This window comes from Sphingomonas cynarae (genome assembly GCF_039537815.1).
Taxonomy (GTDB): Bacteria; Pseudomonadota; Alphaproteobacteria; order Sphingomonadales; family Sphingomonadaceae; genus Sphingomonas; species Sphingomonas cynarae.
In genome coordinates this window covers 300446-316724 of sequence record NZ_BAABBF010000005.1, presented here as the reverse complement: position 1 = coordinate 316724, position 16279 = coordinate 300446, and the positions used below count along the sequence as shown (strand labels likewise).

14 protein-coding genes and 1 tRNA gene are annotated in these 16279 nt (G+C 66.0%); 6 read left to right on the top strand and 9 right to left on the bottom strand.

The features are described 5' to 3' along the window. Positions 1-50: 50 nt before the first annotated feature. Positions 51-123 (bottom strand) — tRNA-Thr (locus ABD719_RS12740). A 305-nt stretch (positions 124-428) separates the two neighbouring features. Here ABD719_RS12740 and ABD719_RS12735 point away from each other — a divergent pair. Together ABD719_RS12735 and ABD719_RS12730 are read left to right on the top strand one after the other, a co-directional pair. Further along, on the top strand, positions 429-590 hold the full coding sequence (locus tag ABD719_RS12735) for a hypothetical protein (RefSeq protein ID WP_344693758.1): 162 nt from the start codon (positions 429-431) through the stop codon (positions 588-590). Positions 591-819: 229 nt separating this feature from the next. Then, on the top strand, positions 820-2052 hold the full coding sequence (locus tag ABD719_RS12730) for a glycosyltransferase (RefSeq protein ID WP_344693757.1): 1233 nt from the start codon (positions 820-822) through the stop codon (positions 2050-2052). Here the strand turns inward: ABD719_RS12730 and ABD719_RS12725 are convergent. The 5 genes from ABD719_RS12725 to ABD719_RS12705 all read right to left on the bottom strand — a co-directional run bounded on the left by ABD719_RS12725 (position 1959) and on the right by ABD719_RS12705 (position 7919). Next, positions 1959-2975: a phosphatase PAP2 family protein gene (locus ABD719_RS12725; protein WP_344693756.1), complete on the bottom strand. Its 1017-nt coding sequence runs from the start codon at positions 2973-2975 to the stop codon at positions 1959-1961. The genes ABD719_RS12730 and ABD719_RS12725 overlap by 94 nt on opposite strands. Before the next feature lie 28 nt (positions 2976-3003). Then, positions 3004-3648, bottom strand: a complete 645-nt coding sequence (locus ABD719_RS12720; protein WP_344693755.1) for an SOS response-associated peptidase family protein — start codon at positions 3646-3648, stop codon at positions 3004-3006. 51 nt (positions 3649-3699) lie between these two features. Beyond that, a complete protein-coding gene (locus tag ABD719_RS12715) occupies positions 3700-3885 on the bottom strand; it encodes a hypothetical protein (protein ID WP_192127012.1) in 186 nt (61 codons plus the stop codon). 62 nt (positions 3886-3947) lie between these two features. Next, complete coding sequence (locus ABD719_RS12710; protein WP_344693754.1) at positions 3948-5762, bottom strand: M14 family metallopeptidase; 1815 nt, start codon at positions 5760-5762, stop codon at positions 3948-3950. A 12-nt stretch (positions 5763-5774) separates the two neighbouring features. Continuing rightward, on the bottom strand, positions 5775-7919 hold the full coding sequence (locus ABD719_RS12705; RefSeq protein ID WP_344693815.1) for a TonB-dependent siderophore receptor: 2145 nt from the start codon (positions 7917-7919) through the stop codon (positions 5775-5777). Positions 7920-8080: 161 nt separating this feature from the next. On the opposite strand from ABD719_RS12705, the gene ABD719_RS12700 reads away from it, so the two are divergent. From ABD719_RS12700 to ABD719_RS12690, 3 genes are read left to right on the top strand one after another with little or no spacing between them, the layout of a single operon-like run. Next, a complete protein-coding gene (locus ABD719_RS12700) occupies positions 8081-8818 on the top strand; it encodes an ABC transporter ATP-binding protein (RefSeq protein ID WP_344693753.1) in 738 nt (245 codons plus the stop codon). Then, positions 8815-10254, top strand: coding sequence for an ABC transporter permease (locus ABD719_RS12695; protein WP_344693752.1), 1440 nt, complete (start codon positions 8815-8817; stop codon positions 10252-10254). The genes ABD719_RS12700 and ABD719_RS12695 overlap by 4 nt, the downstream gene beginning before the upstream one ends. Then, a complete protein-coding gene (locus ABD719_RS12690; protein ID WP_344693751.1) occupies positions 10251-11510 on the top strand; it encodes a DUF3526 domain-containing protein in 1260 nt (419 codons plus the stop codon). The genes ABD719_RS12695 and ABD719_RS12690 overlap by 4 nt, the downstream gene beginning before the upstream one ends. Positions 11511-11538: 28 nt before the next feature. Here ABD719_RS12690 and ABD719_RS12685 read toward each other — a convergent pair whose 3' ends face one another. From ABD719_RS12685 to ABD719_RS12675, 3 genes are read right to left on the bottom strand one after another with little or no spacing between them, the layout of a single operon-like run. Further along, positions 11539-12852, bottom strand: coding sequence for a sigma-54-dependent transcriptional regulator (locus ABD719_RS12685; protein ID WP_344693750.1), 1314 nt, complete (start codon positions 12850-12852; stop codon positions 11539-11541). Beyond that, positions 12849-14597, bottom strand: coding sequence for a sensor histidine kinase (locus tag ABD719_RS12680; protein ID WP_344693748.1), 1749 nt, complete (start codon positions 14595-14597; stop codon positions 12849-12851). The genes ABD719_RS12685 and ABD719_RS12680 overlap by 4 nt, the downstream gene beginning before the upstream one ends. A 9-nt stretch (positions 14598-14606) precedes the next feature. Continuing rightward, a complete protein-coding gene (locus tag ABD719_RS12675) occupies positions 14607-14735 on the bottom strand; it encodes a hypothetical protein (RefSeq protein WP_344693747.1) in 129 nt (42 codons plus the stop codon). 97 nt (positions 14736-14832) lie between these two features. On the opposite strand from ABD719_RS12675, the gene ABD719_RS12670 reads away from it, so the two are divergent. Then, the gene (locus tag ABD719_RS12670; protein ID WP_344693746.1) at positions 14833-16167 is read left to right on the top strand and encodes a dicarboxylate/amino acid:cation symporter; all 1335 of its coding nucleotides are present in this window, start codon (positions 14833-14835) and stop codon (positions 16165-16167) included. Positions 16168-16279 lie beyond the last annotated feature (112 nt).

Below are 16279 nucleotides of genomic sequence, written 5' to 3'. Positions count from 1 at the left end.
GTGCTCGAACGACGCTAACCGCCTGGGGCGCGACATCTGCGGGAAACCCCTGCCCGGTATCCGGCTCGAACGGATGACCTCCCGATTACAAATCGGACGCACTACCAACTGTGCTAACCGGGCAGGACGCCCGTTTAGCCGTTTGCACCTGACGATTGCAACACCACGACCGCCGATCAACAGCTTTTCCATTCGCCATCGTCAGGCCGGCCTCGCCGTCTCCGTTTGCTTGGTGTTCAGGGCCGACGGCGTGGGGATCGTCGCGGTGTGACAGCCTCCAGTTTTGGAACAAGTTGAGTCCGGCAACGTCATCGACGTCGAATGGACACCACGCCGGTGGCCGAATGGATGAGGTGATCCGGACCAACGGACAGGCCGGGAACACGCCATTCTCCGCCTCGTTGGCTCAGGTATCAAGGAGAGCGATCATGACCGACCCGATCAAGCCCACTACCGAGACGAATAGTCCCAACCTGTCCACCGAACATCAGAACGATGGTGATGCACGTCGGCCCAGCGACACGCTGGACAAGGGACAGGCCAGTACCGAAGGCGAGGACGCGCCCAAACGGAAATCCTCTTTGATATAAATCGCGACGCGCGTCCGATCGCCGCCCGATCGGTTTCCCGGTTCCGGTAGACGTGGATGCTGGTCATAAGTCGGGTAACCTGCGGGAGATCTATTGTTTTCCGGCGTTGATCGACGCTAACGCTCGCGGCGAAATTCGGCGATAGGGCGCAGCGCCTGCTGCGTATCCATCTCCTGTCCGTCCGGAAACCTGTCATGCCTATGGATCGCGTCAAGAAGCTGTGGGCGGCATGACGGGACTTCGCCATTTCGCCGTCATCGCCCCGCCGACGCCGGGTCATGTCAATCCCTTGCAGGTGCTGGGATCGGCATTGATGGATTTGGGGCACCGCGTCACGATCGTACACCAACCGGATGTCGCGCCGTTGATCACCGATCCCCGGGTCGGTTTCACCGCCATCCCGGATGTCACCGATGTGGAGCGGTCGCTTCGGCGGTTCAACGCCACGCTCGCCGCTCCGACCGGGCCCGTCGGGTTGACCCGGATGATCCGGGCGACGGCGGCGATCAGCGAACGGCTGCTGGACCAGGCGCCGTCCGTCCTCCGCCGTATCGGTGCCGACACGGTCATCGCGGATTCGGCAGAGCCTGCGGGAGCATTGATCGCCCAGACATTGGGGTTGCCTATGATCGTCAGCGTCACCGGTCTGCCGCTGCTGGGTGAAGAGGGTGTTCCACCGCCTTTCCTCGGATGGCGGTACCGCGACGACGCCATCGGCCGTTTTCGCAACCGGGGCGGCTACCGGGTGTCCGAACGGCTGATGCGGCCGGTCGCCGACGTTCTGAACAGGCATCGTGCGGCGTGGGATCTGCCGGGAGCTGTGCCTGCCCCCCGCCTTTACGTCGCGCAATGCCCGCAGGCACTGGACTATCCCCGCCGCAATCTGCCGCCGCAGTTCCGTTACGGGGCACCGTGGCGCAGTCCTGCGGACGAATCCGTCGAATTGCCGGACGATGGCCGGCCGCTGGTCTTCTGTTCGCTGGGCAGCCTGCAGGGCGCCAGGCGATCGCTGTTCGCGTTGATGGCGCAGGCCTGCGCCGCGATCGGCGCGCGAGCGGTGATCGGGCATGGCGGTGGCCTGAGCGCGGCGGAGGCGGCGGGGCTGCCGGGCGATCCGCTCGTCCGTGCGATGTGGCCGCAACAGGCGGTATTGCGTCATGCGGCGGCCGCGATCCTGCACGGGGGCTTCAATACCGTACTCGATGCGTTGGCCGCCGGTATCCCGATCGTCGCCCTGCCGATCGCATTCGAACAACCGGGTACCGCGGCACGGGTAGCGTGGACCGGCGCGGGAGAGGTGTTGTCCCCCCGGACCGCGTCGGTTCGCCGGCTGGCGCTGGCGCTGGAGCGGGTGATCGGCCAGTCGTGCTACCGGGAAGCGGCGTCCCGGCTTGCCGCCGGCATCAATGCCGCCGGTGGTGCCTCTTCGGCCGCTGCGGCGATCGATGCGGCGCTGAACTGAAGGGACGGTCCGGCAGGGTCGCCGGTATCGGACGCTGCGGTACCTTCAAGGACGATCGGCACGATCCTGATTGCCATCACGGCAAGGCCGATACCGGCTACCACATCGACCCCGTAGTGCCCGCCGAACAGCGGCGTCGCCATGATCGTCAGCCCCGCCCAGACCGGCGCGACCAGCCGCCATCCCCGTACGTCGCGCTGGGCCCAGCTCAGGATGACCGGCAGGGTGGCATGATAACTTGGAAAGCTTACGATCCCCATCAGTTGTGAGAGGTCCAGCGTCCGCCAGGTGCCGGCACGCAGGCCCCGCAGCATGTCCTGCTCCATCCACGCGACCGACGACCAGAGATGGCGATAGCGGGCAGGGTCGAACACGTTGCCCATCGCGGGAGTCACGCCGGAGATCAGGATGGTAACGAACCCGCTCAGGATTGCCGCGACGATGGCGCTGCGCAACCTGTCGTTCCGGCCGGTGGTGCTCAACACCACGATGGCCACGATCATCTGCACGGTCAGGCTGTGATAGGCGATACCACCGATCCACAGCGCCGCAACCGATCCGTCGGCCGCGTGGAAGACCGCCGGCCAGTCGAACCCAAGCGCCCGATCCGCCGCGGCAAGCCGGTCGTCCCACAGCGGCCCCGCGCGCGCCGCCAGCGCGTAGGAAAGGACCACGCCGATGATGGTGAATAGCGTCATCTGAAGGAAGGCGGTCGCCCCTGCCTCCAGACGGGGGCGGCCACCGGTCCTGCCGATCGCAACCGCGGCAGCTAGGATCGCCAGTCCACCGGCGGGAAGCATCGCCCGGCCGGGATCGACACGAAACCCCAGTCCATTGATGGCAAGAAGGCAGGCGATCATCATTGCGACGATCAAGCCCCATGACATCCGGTCGGCGACGGGGATCAGGGTACCGTTCGCCATGGACCATCCGACGTACGGTCGATCGCGATCATCCCTCGCGCGTGGGGAACACCGGCCCCCGCACCGTCATCCGCGCCGCCGGGTAGGGGCGCTGCAATGCCCGCGCATCGTCATAATCGCCGGTCAGCCAGCGATCATGGTCTTCGGGCGCGAGGATCGTGATCATCGCTTTGGGATGGATGGGGGCGACGAGATCGTTCGCATCGCACGTCACCATCGCGAAATATCGTTGATCCCCGACCTGCCGCCAGAAACCGGCGACCGCGAAGATCGGCTGGTCGGTGACGGAGAACCACATTTCGCCCTTGATCGGCTTCTTGCCGTCACCGAGGTCGGTGGGCTTGCGCGCCCATTCGCAGAATTCGGTCAGCGGGATCAGGCAGCGGTTGGCAGGGTCGGCCACCAGCGAGCGCCATTGCGGCAGGTGCAGGCTGCGGACATTGGTCTGCGCCACCTTGCGACCGGCCTGTTTCGCCTCGCCCGCCAGCACATCCCATTCCATCACGTCGAGCCCGGTACGATCGCCCTCGCGACGGATGGCATAGGCCCGGCCGAACGGGCGCAGTTCCCGCGGATCGAACCGGTTGTCCATCGGCTTGGGCGTCAGCCAGTCGATCCGGAACCGCTCGAACAGCTCTTCCGGCTCGCCGAGATTGCGGGCGCGATTGCACATCTGGTCAGTCTTTCACTGCAGGCGGACGTGGTCCACCTCGTCCGGCGGTCGTCAGGCGAGATCGCCCAGCTGGTCGACGATCGCGTCCTCCCGGGTCGGCGGCGCGGCCGCGGCGATCAGGGCCAGAAGATTGTCGGCGGTGAAGCCGGTGGCCTCATCGATCACATGGCCGGCATCGACCGTGGCGGCAAAGGCACGGGCGCGGTCGATGGCGGTGGCGAGCGGGTCGATATCCATGTCCTGCATCTAGGCCATGCAGCCGCCCTTAGTCCAGCCGGCCAGCCCATGACCGGCCGCGGTCACGGTTCGCGCCATACCGGATAGACATGATGGAACCGGTCGCGACCGGGCAGGCGTTCGCGCAGCCATGCCAGGCGCTGCGCTCCATCGGCCGCGAACGCCGGCTCCGCCGCGACCTTGGCGGCGAACGCGGTCCGGATCGTCGCATCCCGTTCCAGCAATGCTTCCGCGAGCGGTGCATCGATGAAATCCTCGGCACGGGGTGGTGCCGACAAGATTTCGGGAAAGAACCCCCAGGCGAGCAGCGAGTCCGGCGCCTCCGGTTCCAGCAGCGCCGCCGCCAGCAGACCGAGCGGCTGGTCGGCGGGAACGCGGACCGTGCCGGCAGGCAGGGTTTCGACTACGGGCTCATGATCGAACGACGCCTTGATCGGCAGACGGCCGTCCTGTGCCGGCTGCACCGCCACCTCGCGCAACCGGACCCGATCGAGGTGCGCGCGTTGCGGACTGGCCGTCGTCTCGAAGTCGATGCCGTGCAAGCGCAAGCGGTCGATCACCTCGACCTGTTCGCCCGGCACCCACCATGCCTTGGGTAACGTCACCGTCTCGACCGGCTCCTGTCCGATGACGGGCATCCGGAAAGTCACCGGCTTGCCCGTCCATCGCTGTTCCAGCCGGCCCGTCGCGGGTGAGCGATAGGTATCGAAAGCGATGCCCCGGAACCGCTCGACCCAGCCGATCGGCTGCGCGGCCGGTTGCCAGCGGGTCAGCATCGTCGCCGGTCGGCTGGACCGGTCGCCCGCCTTCGCGGCAGCGATGCGATCGCCATCGCTTGCCGCCAGTGCCAGCGCCGCCTCCAGCAGCACATAGGTGCCCAGCACGCGCTGCCGATAAGGTTTCAGCATGTGGTTTTCGACCAGCACGGTCGGCACACCGATGAAATCGCCGTAACCGGTCGAATAGCGGGGGCCTTCGGGGGCCTGGCGGATACCGCTGACGGGTGTTCGCGTGTCGACCGGGCTGGGGTATATTGTGGGGATATGCCCGGCACGGCTCAGCGCCCGCATCACCTTCGGCCCGAACCGTTCCGTCAACCAGTCGGCGGTCGCGCGATGATAGGCATAACGGCCCCAGCCGGCATAGGTGAAGGTGATGTCGTACTGCATGTCGAAGCCGTCGCTGACATGGCAGTCGATATAGAGAACCGGGTCGAGCCGGCGGAGCAGGGCGATCATCGCTCGCGTTTCGGGCGCGTCGGCCTTCGCGTAATCGCGGTTCAGGTTGATGTTGCGGGCATTGCCGACATATCCCTTTTCCAGCGGGCCTCGCAGGGCAGGGAAGTTCCATCGGCTCATCCGCTCGTGCCCGTCGACATTGTAGATCGGCACGAACACCAGATCGACGCGATCGAGCAGGGCATGCTTGCCGCGCAACGCGATGTCGCGCAGCAGCATCAGGCCGGCATCCTTGCCGTCGATCTCTCCGGCATGGATGCCGGCCTGTACCAGCACGACGGGTTTGGGCGTACCGTCCTTGCCGGCTCCCTTGCTCGCGCGGACCAGCAGCAGATCGCGGCCTTCGCCCGTGCGTCCGAACGTCTCGATCGATATGAGCGGCGAGGCGGCATCCAGCCTTTCTAGCCATGCCCGTGTTTCGGCCTGGCGCGGTGTCGTGACGAAATCGCTGCGTTCCGCCGGCGTGATCCACGGATCGTCCCCCGCCACGATCAGCCGCTCGCTCGCACCGGACCAAGGCAGCGCCGGCGGCAGGATCGCGGCGGGCAGGCCGGAAAGCGCGGCAGGCGTCTGGCCGACGGCCGCTGTGGCGGAGGCGAGCAGAGCAGCGGCGAGGGCGGGTCGATGACGGATATGCACAGGGTTTCCGGGTCAGAAGCTGGCACGCAGCCCGATGGTCGCGGTGCGCGGTGCGCCGGGCTGCACCCAGACGGGGGAGTAGCTGTTGGCGTACCAATGGTCGTTGAACAGGTTAGCGACGGTGCCGAACAATTCGACGCCCTCGGCCACCTCCATCTGCCCGAAGACGCGGGCCAGCACGTGCGACGGCAAGGTGAAGCCGGTACCCGTTTCGCCGTTGCGCTTTCCGACATATTGCACGCCGGCACCCAATGACGCCTTGCGCGTACCGACCGCGAACCGCTTTGCCGCCTGGGCATTCAGGTTGTGACGGGGAATGTTGATGAGCGGATCGCCCGGCCTGATCTGGAAGGAGAAATTAGGGTCCAGCACGCTCGACCGGGCTTCGGCGTCGGTATACGCATAGCTCAGCAGCATATCGACGTCGCCAGGGAGGCGGCCGTTGAGGTCGAATTCGACCCCGCGACTGCGCGCCTTTCCGATCGCCACCGAAAAGCCGGGGTTGAGCGTATCGGTGGCCAGCACGTTCGACTTCCGGAGTTGATAGACCGACAGCGTGCCGGTCAGCCGGCCGTCCGGCGACGCCAGTTTCAGGCCGATTTCCATCGACCGGCTTGTCTCCGGTTCGAACACGTTGCCGGCGGCATCGGCACCGATATTGGCGCGATATCCCTCGCCATACGCCGCATAGACCGACACCGGATCGGCGAGTTCGTACACGATCCCCGCCTGCGGGCTGAACCGGCTGCGCTGGCGCCTGCCCGTCACGCCGGTCAGTCGATTGTCGACACGAAGCAGGAAGTCGTCATAGCGTCCACCGATCCGTACCTGCAGCCGGTCGGTCAGGCTAATCTGATCCTGGACATAGCCGCCCATGGTCCGCTGCACGTCCAGCCGGTTGGTGATCGGCGCGGTAACGGGGACGGGATAACGACCATATACCGGGTCCAGCAGGTCGATCACGTAACCCGCCACATCGGTCGTCGCCGATGTCACCACCGGTCCGCGAAAGCGGGTGAAGAACTGATCCGTGTCGAAATGATCGTAATCCCCGCCGATCAGCACCCGGTGGCGCAACGCCCCCGTCTCGAACTCGCCCGCGATCTCGGCGCGCAGCACGCTGTGTTCGGAGGTATAGCGTCGCGTCCGTCGCTGCCGCGACAAGGATCGGCCATCGAGATACAACTTCTGCCGGGACCGCACCGTCTCTGCATCCGATGATGCCCCGGTCAGGCGGGTGTCGCGATGACTGGCCCCGATCGACACGCTCCAGCGATCGCTGAAATCATGTTGCAGACGCAGTTGATGGCCGGTGGCCCGTGCGACGGTGTCGCCGTCGCTCGGCTCTCCGAGAAAGCGGGTACGCGGCACCGTGTTGAAATCGCCGTTCAGGACGACGATCCCGCGATCGAACGGCACCTCCACCCGCGTCCATTCGAAATCATAGGTCAGCCGCGTGGCATTGCCGAGGCCAAGGCCGATCGACGGCAGCAACCCCCACCGTTTCTGATCCACCGTATCGCGGAACGTATCTCCCGCCTCGGCATAGCCGATCAGACGCGCGGTCAGGTTGTCGGTCAGCGCCAGATTGGCATCCCCCTCCGCCCGCACGGTATCGAAACTGCGATATTGGACGGCGGCGCTGCCGAAGCTCCGTCCCAGTTGTGCCTGCTTGGTGACCAGGTTGATCGATCCACCCGGCTCGCCCCGACCCAGCACCGCCGCTGCCGGCCCTTTCAGTACCTCGACCCGCTCGATCCCCGCCACGTCGCGCTGGCCGCTGAACCCGCGCCCGGCGTTGAACCCGTTGACCAGATAACCGCTGGGCAAATTCTCGTCGCCCGCGAACCCGCGCACGGCGAAACTGTCCCACAGCCCCCCCAGCGTGTTCTGCCGCACGACCGAAGCGTTGAGGTCCAGCGCGTCGGTCAGGCGGACGATGTTGTTTTCCCGCAGCACCGCCTCGTCGATCGTGGTGATCGCCTGCGGTGTCTCGCGCACCGCGATGTTGCCGCGATACGACTGGCGGACACCCGTGATGGTGATCTCGTCGCGATCGGGTTCGTCGGGCACGTCGCCATCGGGCTGTGCCCACGCCGCAGAGCACGACAGCGCGACGGCAAGCGGAAAGGCACCCGCCGCCGAGACGACGCCCATGAAGATACGCAAGTCGATTTCCCCTTCGCACGACGTGGCGACGCCCGGGGCGCGGCCAGAACCCGGCGGCTTATGACGGTAATGATGTAACATCGTCAATGATATCTTGTTACATTGTTTTGAATGTCGCATGAGGTCCGTCCGCGACGCTTGAGGTACGCATGCCGACGACGACCGATCCGATACTTATCGACCACCTGACCCTGGCCTATGATCGCCACACCGTACTGGATGGCCTGTCGCTTGCCGTTCCCGCCGGCAGCATCACCGCCTTGCTGGGTGGCAACGGCGCGGGCAAGTCGACGACCCTGTCCGTTCTGCTCGGCTTCTCCCGCGCGCAATCGGGTACGGTGACGATATGCGGGATCGATCCCGTCGCGCAGCCCGATGCCGTCCGGCGCCGCATCGCCTATCTGCCGGAAAACGTCGCACTCTACGAACATCTCTCGGCAGTCGAGAACGCCGATTACCTGTTGGCCCTGTCAGGCGAACGACAGGGGCGGACCGCCATCGTCGATGCGCTGGCGGCGGCGGGGTTGCAGGAACGTGCCTGGGACCAGCGGCTCGGCGGCTTTTCCAAAGGGATGCGGCAAAAGGTGGCGATCGCGGTCGCGCTGTTGCGGCAGGTGCCGGTGTTGCTGCTCGACGAGCCGACGTCCGGACTGGACCCCCGCGCCACCGCCGATTTCAACGCGCTGCTGGTCGCGGTGCGGGAACGGGGCACCGCCGTCCTGATGGTGACCCATGATTTGCTGTCTGCCGCCGATATCGCCGATCGCATCGCCTTCCTCGAACACGGCCGGGTCGCCCATGCGGTGACGGCATCTGGACCGGATCGGTTCGACGTGCGTGCGCTCCATACCCGGTTCCAGATCGGCGACGGGCGAGCGGCGGCATGAGCGTCGTTCGCCTGATCGCACGCGATGAGTGGCGGCTGATGGCGCGCAATCGTGTCGCCCTCATCGCCATCGTACTGCTCGTGCTGTTGACGCTGGTCGCCACCGCCAGTTCGTTTGCGCATCAGCGCAGCGTCGCCGCCCTGCGCGATCGCCATGCCCATGCCGCGGAAACCGCGTTCGATGCCCAGCCCGACCGGCACCCGCATCGGATGGTGCATTACGGCACCTTCATCTTCCGGCCGCTCGGGCCGCTTGCCGCCTTCGATCCGGGGGTGGATGCCTTCACGGGCAGCAGCATGTTCTTGGAGGGGCACCGACAGAACACCGCGAATTTCGGCGACGTCCGGCAGAGTTCGCTGCTGATCCGCTTCGGCCAGTTGACGCCCGCCTTCATGCTTCAGGTGGTGGCGCCATTGCTGCTGATTTTTCTGGGCTACGGTGCCCTGGCGCGCGAGACGGAGCGCGGTACGCTGCGGCTGCTGATGTTGCAGGGCACCAGCCGGGGGCAGGTGGTTCGCGGCAAGCTGCTGGCGCTGGGCACCGTGGCACTGCTTGCCGCCACGCCTGCCGCGATCGGTCTCGTCGCGGTGGCCGGCCAGCCGGGTGCGCTTGCCTTGCCGATGCTGGCGATTGTGCTGGGCTATGCCGTCTATCTGCTGCTGTGGACGGTGGTGATCCTGCTCGTTTCCACATTGGTCCGTCGCGGCCGCGATGCATTGCTGGCGCTGCTGGCGATCTGGACGGTCGCGGTCGTGCTGCTGCCCCGCGTCGCTCCCGATATCGCCAGTGCCGCGATCCCGCTGACGAACCGGTTCCAGACCGATGTCGCCATCGCCCGCGACCTGCGGCGGATGGGGGATAGCCATGATCCGGACGATCCCCATTTCGCGGCGTTCAAGCGGTCGGTGCTGAACCGGTACGGCGTATCGAAGGTCGAGGATCTGCCGATCAACTACAAGGGCGTGGTCGCGGTCGAGGGTGAGCGGATGACCTCGTCGTTGTTCGATCGCTATGCCGCCGCCAGCTTCGCCGCGCAGGCCAGCCAGAACCGGGTGGTGGCGGCGATCGGGGTGTTCAGCCCGACGATCGCGCTGCGTTCGCTGTCGATGGCGGCGGCGGGTACCGACGTCGCCGGGCATCGCCGTTTCATGGAGCAGGCGGAAGCGTATCGCTACGCGCTCGTCCAGCGACTCAACCACCTCCAGGCAGCCGGCGTCAGTTATGCCGACGACAGCGCGACCGATGCCGATGCGGATCGTCGCAAGCGGATCGGTGCCGATCATTGGCAGGCGATGCCCGATTTCCGCTTCGTCACCCCGGGCGGCGGCACGCTTGCCGCTGCAGCGCTGCCGGGACTGGTCGTCGTGATCGGCTGGCTGGCCTTCGCGTCTTCGCTATTGGCGCTCGCCACCCGTCGGCTGGGGGCAGGGCGATGAACCTGCTGCGCGACGAACTCCGGTTGTTGCTGCGACAGCGTCTGACGGTAATCGCGCTGGCCCTGCTCGCGTTGCTTACGGCCGCCGCACTGGCCGCAGGCATGGCGGAGGTAGCGCGCCAGCGCGCCGCCATCGCGGCCATCCCGGCGGCACAGGCAGAGGATATCGGCGCGGTCGCCGACGATGTCGACCGGACCGGGGATGCCGGCAGCGCCGCCTATTACAGCTTTCATCCGACCTGGGACGAGCCCGCACCACTCGCCTTCGCCGCCTTGGGGATGCGCGACGTCTCGCCCTACATCCTTCGCGTCCGGGCACTGGGTCTGGAAGCACAAATTCACGACGGTGATATCTTCAATCCGGAGGCGGCGTTGCCGGGCCGGTTCGATTTCGCCTTCGTGCTGGTGTTCCTGGCGCCGCTGTTCGTGATCGCCCTGTTTCACGATATGGTCTCTGGCGAGCGGGAGGCGGGTCGGCAGCGGATGCTCGATACGCTGGCGAACGGCGGACGGCGATTGTGGCGGCGTCGTACCGCCCTGCGACTGGGATCGTTATGGATCGCGTTATGCGGTCCGTTCGTCATCGCCTCGGTGATCGAGGGCGTATCGACGGTCGTGATCCTGACGGTTTCCGCCGTCGTCCTCGGCTATCTGCTGTTCTGGGTGGGGCTGGCGGCGCTGATCGGGCGGTGGCGCTGGAGTTCCGTCACCAACGCCGCGACACTGGCGGCGGCGTGGCTGATCTTGGTCCTGATCGTTCCGACCCTGGCGAACGTCGCGATCAACACCGCCATCCCGGTCGATCAGGGATCCGAGATCGCGCTGGCGCAGCGGGAAGCGGTGAACCAAGCCTGGGATATCCCGCGCGAGGATACGATGCGGCGCTTCTATGCTAACTATCCCGAATGGGCCGATTCCGCCCCGCTCGGTACGGCGTTTCATTACAAATGGTATCTCGCCTTTCATCAGAACGGTGATGACAGCGTGGCGCCACGGGTGCGGGCCTATCGACAGGGTCTGGAAGCGCGCGACGCCGCCGGGCGCATGCTCGGCTGGCTGCTGCCGTCGGTCGGCGTCCAGGCATTGCTGATGCGGCTCGCCGATACCGACCTGACCGCGCAGCTCGCCTATCAGGATCGGGTGCGGGCATTCCACCGACGCTTGCGCTGGTTCTACTACGGCTATCTCTTTCGCGATCGCCCCTTCACGCGGACCGATTTCGATCGTGCGCCGTGTTTCGCGCCATCATGTCGCTGATGGGGTCGATCCCGTTCGGGAGCGAACGCTAGGGACGGGGCGGCGCGATCGACCGGCGCAGCGTGGTCAGGTCGATCCCCAGCCGTTGCACCTTGTAATAAAAGGTCTTGCGGGGCAGGCCGAGTTGCTGGATCGCAACCCCGATCTCGCCCCCGGCTGCCGTCACGGCATCGATGATCGCCTGCCGTTCGAAACTGTCGACGCGTTCGGGCAGCGTGGCTGCGGCGATCGGGTGATCCGCCTCCGCCCCTTCGAGCCCGATCACCACCCGGTCGGCGAAATGAGCCAGTTCGCGCACATTGCCCGGCCAGCGATGGGTCGCCAGATGCTGGCGCACGGCATGGGTAAGGGGCGGGATCGGTCGCCGGAGCCGTGCGGCAGCCGTGTCGACCAGATGCGCGAACAGCAGCGGCACGTCGTCCAGTCGTTCACGCAGCGGCGGGATGCGCAGGCGTACGGCCGCCAGCCGGTAGAACAGCGCCGGTAGCACCCGGTCCTCCGCCTGTTCGGCTGCCGTCGCGATCAGCCGCAGATCGACGGGCATTGCATCATGCACGCCGGCGATCCGCAGCGTCCGGTCCTCCGCCAGCGGGACAAGCCGTTCCTGGAGGGCGGGGGAGGCGCGGTCGATATCGTCGAGGAACAGGGTGCCCCCACGCGCCGCGGCAACGGTGCCGCGCGCGGCGAACATCTCCTCGTCCAGCAGCGCATCGGGCAGCGCGGCACAGGCGATCCCGACGAACGGCGCCCGCGCCCGTCGCCCGCCGCGATGGATCAACCGGGCTACCAGTTCCTTGCCGGTACCGGTCTCCCCCTCGATCAGGATATCGATATCGGTCTGTGCCACCACCGCGATCGTGTCGCGCAGCCGTTCGATCGCGATGGAACGCCCGACCAGCGGCGAGGCATCCGCCACCAGCGCCAGCGCGCGCAGCCGGCGATTGTCGAGCACCAACGATCGCTGCGCGACGGCGCGGGCCAGTGCCGCGAGCAGCGCTTCCGGATCGAATGGCTTGGTCAGGAAATCCCACGCCCCCGCCTTCAGCGCGTCGACCGCCATCGGCACGTCGGCATGACCGGTCATCAGCAGTACCGGCAGATCGGGATCGCATTCGCGCAGGCGACGGAACAGTTCGATTCCACCGATCTGCGGCATTCGTACATCGGTGACGACCACGCCCGGAAACGCCGAATCGATCGCCGCCAGTGCGGCTTCCGCGCCAGTGAACGGTACGACGCGGTATCCCGCCAGATCCAGCGTCTGCGCCAGCGCGGTGCGCAGATCGTCGTCGTCGTCGACCAGCGCGACCACCGGCATATCGTCCGCGTCTGTTACAGTCATGTCGGGCGCCTCAGCTTCAACCGGAAACAGGCGCCATGGTCGGATGGGACCAGTTCCAGATTACCGTCCATATCGGTCATGATGTCCAGGGCTATCACCAGCCCCAGACCCAGGCCCGAAGCCCGGCTGGTGACGAAGGGGGTAAATATCCGGTCCGCCACCGTCGATGCGATCCCGGGGCCGTTGTCGGCGATATCGACCAGCAGATACGTACCCGCCTGACGGATCGACACCGTGATCGTCGCATAACGCTGACCCGCCAGCGCCTCCGCCGCATTCTGAAGCAGATTGACCAGCACCTGTTCCAACCGGACCTTGCCCGCCATCACGCGCAAATCCGACGGGATCGGAGGGATGGACAAATTGATCCCGGCCATCCGCCCCTTCAGGATCAGCAGCGCGCCGTCCATCGCCTCTGCCAATGCGATCGGCTGGATGTCGCCGGTTCCCTTGCGGGCGAAACCGCGCAATTCGGCGGTCACGGTACCGATCCGGTCCGCCAGCCGTCCGATCGCCTGGAGATTGGCCCGTACCTGGTTTTCGTCCCCCCGGTCGAGCAGCCGTTCGCTGTTGACGGCATAGGTCCGGATCGCAGCGACCGGCTGCGCGGTTTCGTGCGCCACACTGGCGGTGACCTGACCCAGCGTCGCCAGACGGTTCGCCTGCCGCAAGCCTTCCCGTAGCGTCTCGGCGCGGGCCTCGCTCGCGACACGTTCGTCCATTTCGCGGCGCAGTTCGCCGGTCCGCGCGGCGACGGCGGCTTCCAGTTCGACCGTCCGTGCGGTGGCGGCGGCAACCTGCACCGCGCGTCGGCGCCAGCGTTCGGCGATACCCCAGGCGACGCCGATCAACGCAAGCACCGCGAAGGCGGCTGCGAATTGCGCACTGCGAACCGCACCGCGAACCTGTCGGGCAGCCGGCGCCAGTAAGTGGAGCCGCCACCCATCCGCCGGTGACAAGGCAGCATGCACCATCTGTTCCGACGACGGCGACAGGCGGACACGACGCCGCTCATTGGCCAGACCGAAGGGCAGGGGACGCAGCGATCCCGGCCCGGACTTGAGTTCCGCCTGCAACCGCTTCGTCACTGTGGGAGACAGTGCCCGTGTCGTCCGGAACCGCCAGTCCGGCCTGCTGGTCACCAGGATCACGCCCATGTCATCGGTCACGAAGGTGATACCCTCCGCCTGCCGCCACTGACGCTCGATCAGGTCGAACTCCAGCTTCACGACGATCACCCCGTCATGATCGACCCTGCGGCTGAGATACAAGCCGGGCTTGCCGCTGATCGTGCCAAGCCCGAACTGGCTGGCGGCGCCGTCGCGCTCGGCCAGCCGGTAATAGGGACGAAAGGCATAATCCTGCCCGACGAAACTGCGCGGTGTCCGCCAGTTGCTGGCCGCGATCGCCCGCCCCTGACGGTCGAGGACGTAGATCGCCGCTGCTCCGGTCGTGGCGGCAAGCCCTTCGAGCTTGCGGTTCAGTGCCAGACGCGCTTGTCCAGCCGCGACCAGCGCAGCGGGCAGATCGCGATCTCCCGCCAGTGCCAGCGGCAGCAGGCGGAACCGGGCGACCTCGCTCTGGAACAATGCCTGACGCAGCCGCGCATCGGTGCCCGCCTGCATCTCCAGCGCGTTCAGCGCGCGTCGTTCGGCGATCGACCCGACGATCCAGGCCGCCGTCACGGGAAGCAGTAGCGCGACCAATGTCCAGCGCCACCAGCGACGAAGCGGATCGATCAGCATCGTCCCTGCCTAACGCGCACCATCGGCATGTGCAAATTTCGACACTTTCAGCGTTCGGGTACGCCACGCGCTTGCCGTTGTCATTTCATTCGGAGAGCGAAAACCGTTTATCTTCATGATGTTGAGCATGCGCGGCATGTCGCTTGCTCCTTCGCGGCGATTCGATCCACAATCAGGCATCACGCAACCGTCCGCAGAGATGGCACTGCCCACCACGAGGATGAAAGGCCCGACGATGACTCTCGATATACCGTCAACCGCCACGCCGCCGGCCGCCCGGCCATGGTATCGACATCTCTACGCGCAGGTGCTGGTCGCGATCATCGCCGGCGTGTTGCTGGGCCATTTCTATCCATCAACGGGTGAAGCGCTGAAGCCGGTAGGCGACGCCTTCATCAAGCTGGTGAAGATGGTCATCGCCCCCGTCATCTTCCTGACGATCGTCACCGGCATCGCCGGGATGCGCGATCTGGCGTCGGTCGGCCGCGTCGCGGGCAAGGCCTTCATCTATTTCTTCTTCTTCTCCACGCTGGCGCTGATCGTCGGCATGATCGTCGCCAACGTCGTCCAGCCGGGCGCGGGCCTCAACATCGATCCCGCGACGCTCGATACCACCAAGATCGCCGATTATACCGCCAAGGCGCATGACACGACGATCACCGGCTTCCTGACCGGCATCATCCCCGACACGCTGCTGTCCGCCTTCACGGAAGGCAACATCCTGCAGGTGCTGCTGGTCGCGATCCTGTTCGGCATCAGCCTGGCGATGATCGGTGAACGGGGCGAGGGCGTCCTGAACTTCTTCGAAGACGTGTCGATCGCTTTCTTCAAGCTGGTGTCGATCGTGATGAAGGCGGCACCGATCGGTGCGTTCGGCGCGATGGCGTTCACCATCGGCAAATATGGCGTCGGCACGCTGGCCAATCTGGCGATGCTGGTCGGGACCTTCTATCTCACGGCGCTGCTATTCGTCATCGTCGTGCTCGGTGTCGTCGCGCGGCTTGCCGGGTTCTCGATCTTCAAGCTCATCAGCTATCTGAAGGCCGAATTGCTGCTGGTGCTCGGCACCTCGTCGTCGGAAAGCGCGCTGCCCTCGCTGATCGAGAAGATGGAGCGGGCCGGTTGCCCGAAGTCCATCGTCGGGCTGGTCGTGCCGACCGGCTATTCGTTCAACCTCGACGGTACCAACATCTACATGACGCTGGCGGCGCTGTTCATCGCGCAGGCCTGCAATGTCGACCTGACGATCGGCCAGCAGCTGTTGCTGCTCGGTGTCGCGATGCTCAGCTCAAAGGGCGCGGCGGGCGTGACCGGTGCGGGCTTCATCACGCTGGCTGCCACGCTGTCGATCGTACCGTCGGTGCCCGTCGCGGGCATGGCGCTCATCCTGGGCGTCGATCGCTTCATGAGCGAGTGCCGCAGCCTGACCAACTTCATCGGCAACGCGGTCGCCACCGTTGTCGTCTCACGCTGGGAAGGCGCGCTTGATCGCGACCGGTTCGATGCAGCGATGCGCGGTGAGATGCCGCGGGTCGATCAACTGCCGGCGGGCGCGATCCCGGCCGAATGATCGGCGGATACGTCCAACGTCGCTGACCACCGCATTAGTGGAACGGAAAGGCCGGTCGATTAGAGAGCGCGCTCTATGAAGAGCATTTGGTACGGGCATCGCATCCCGACAG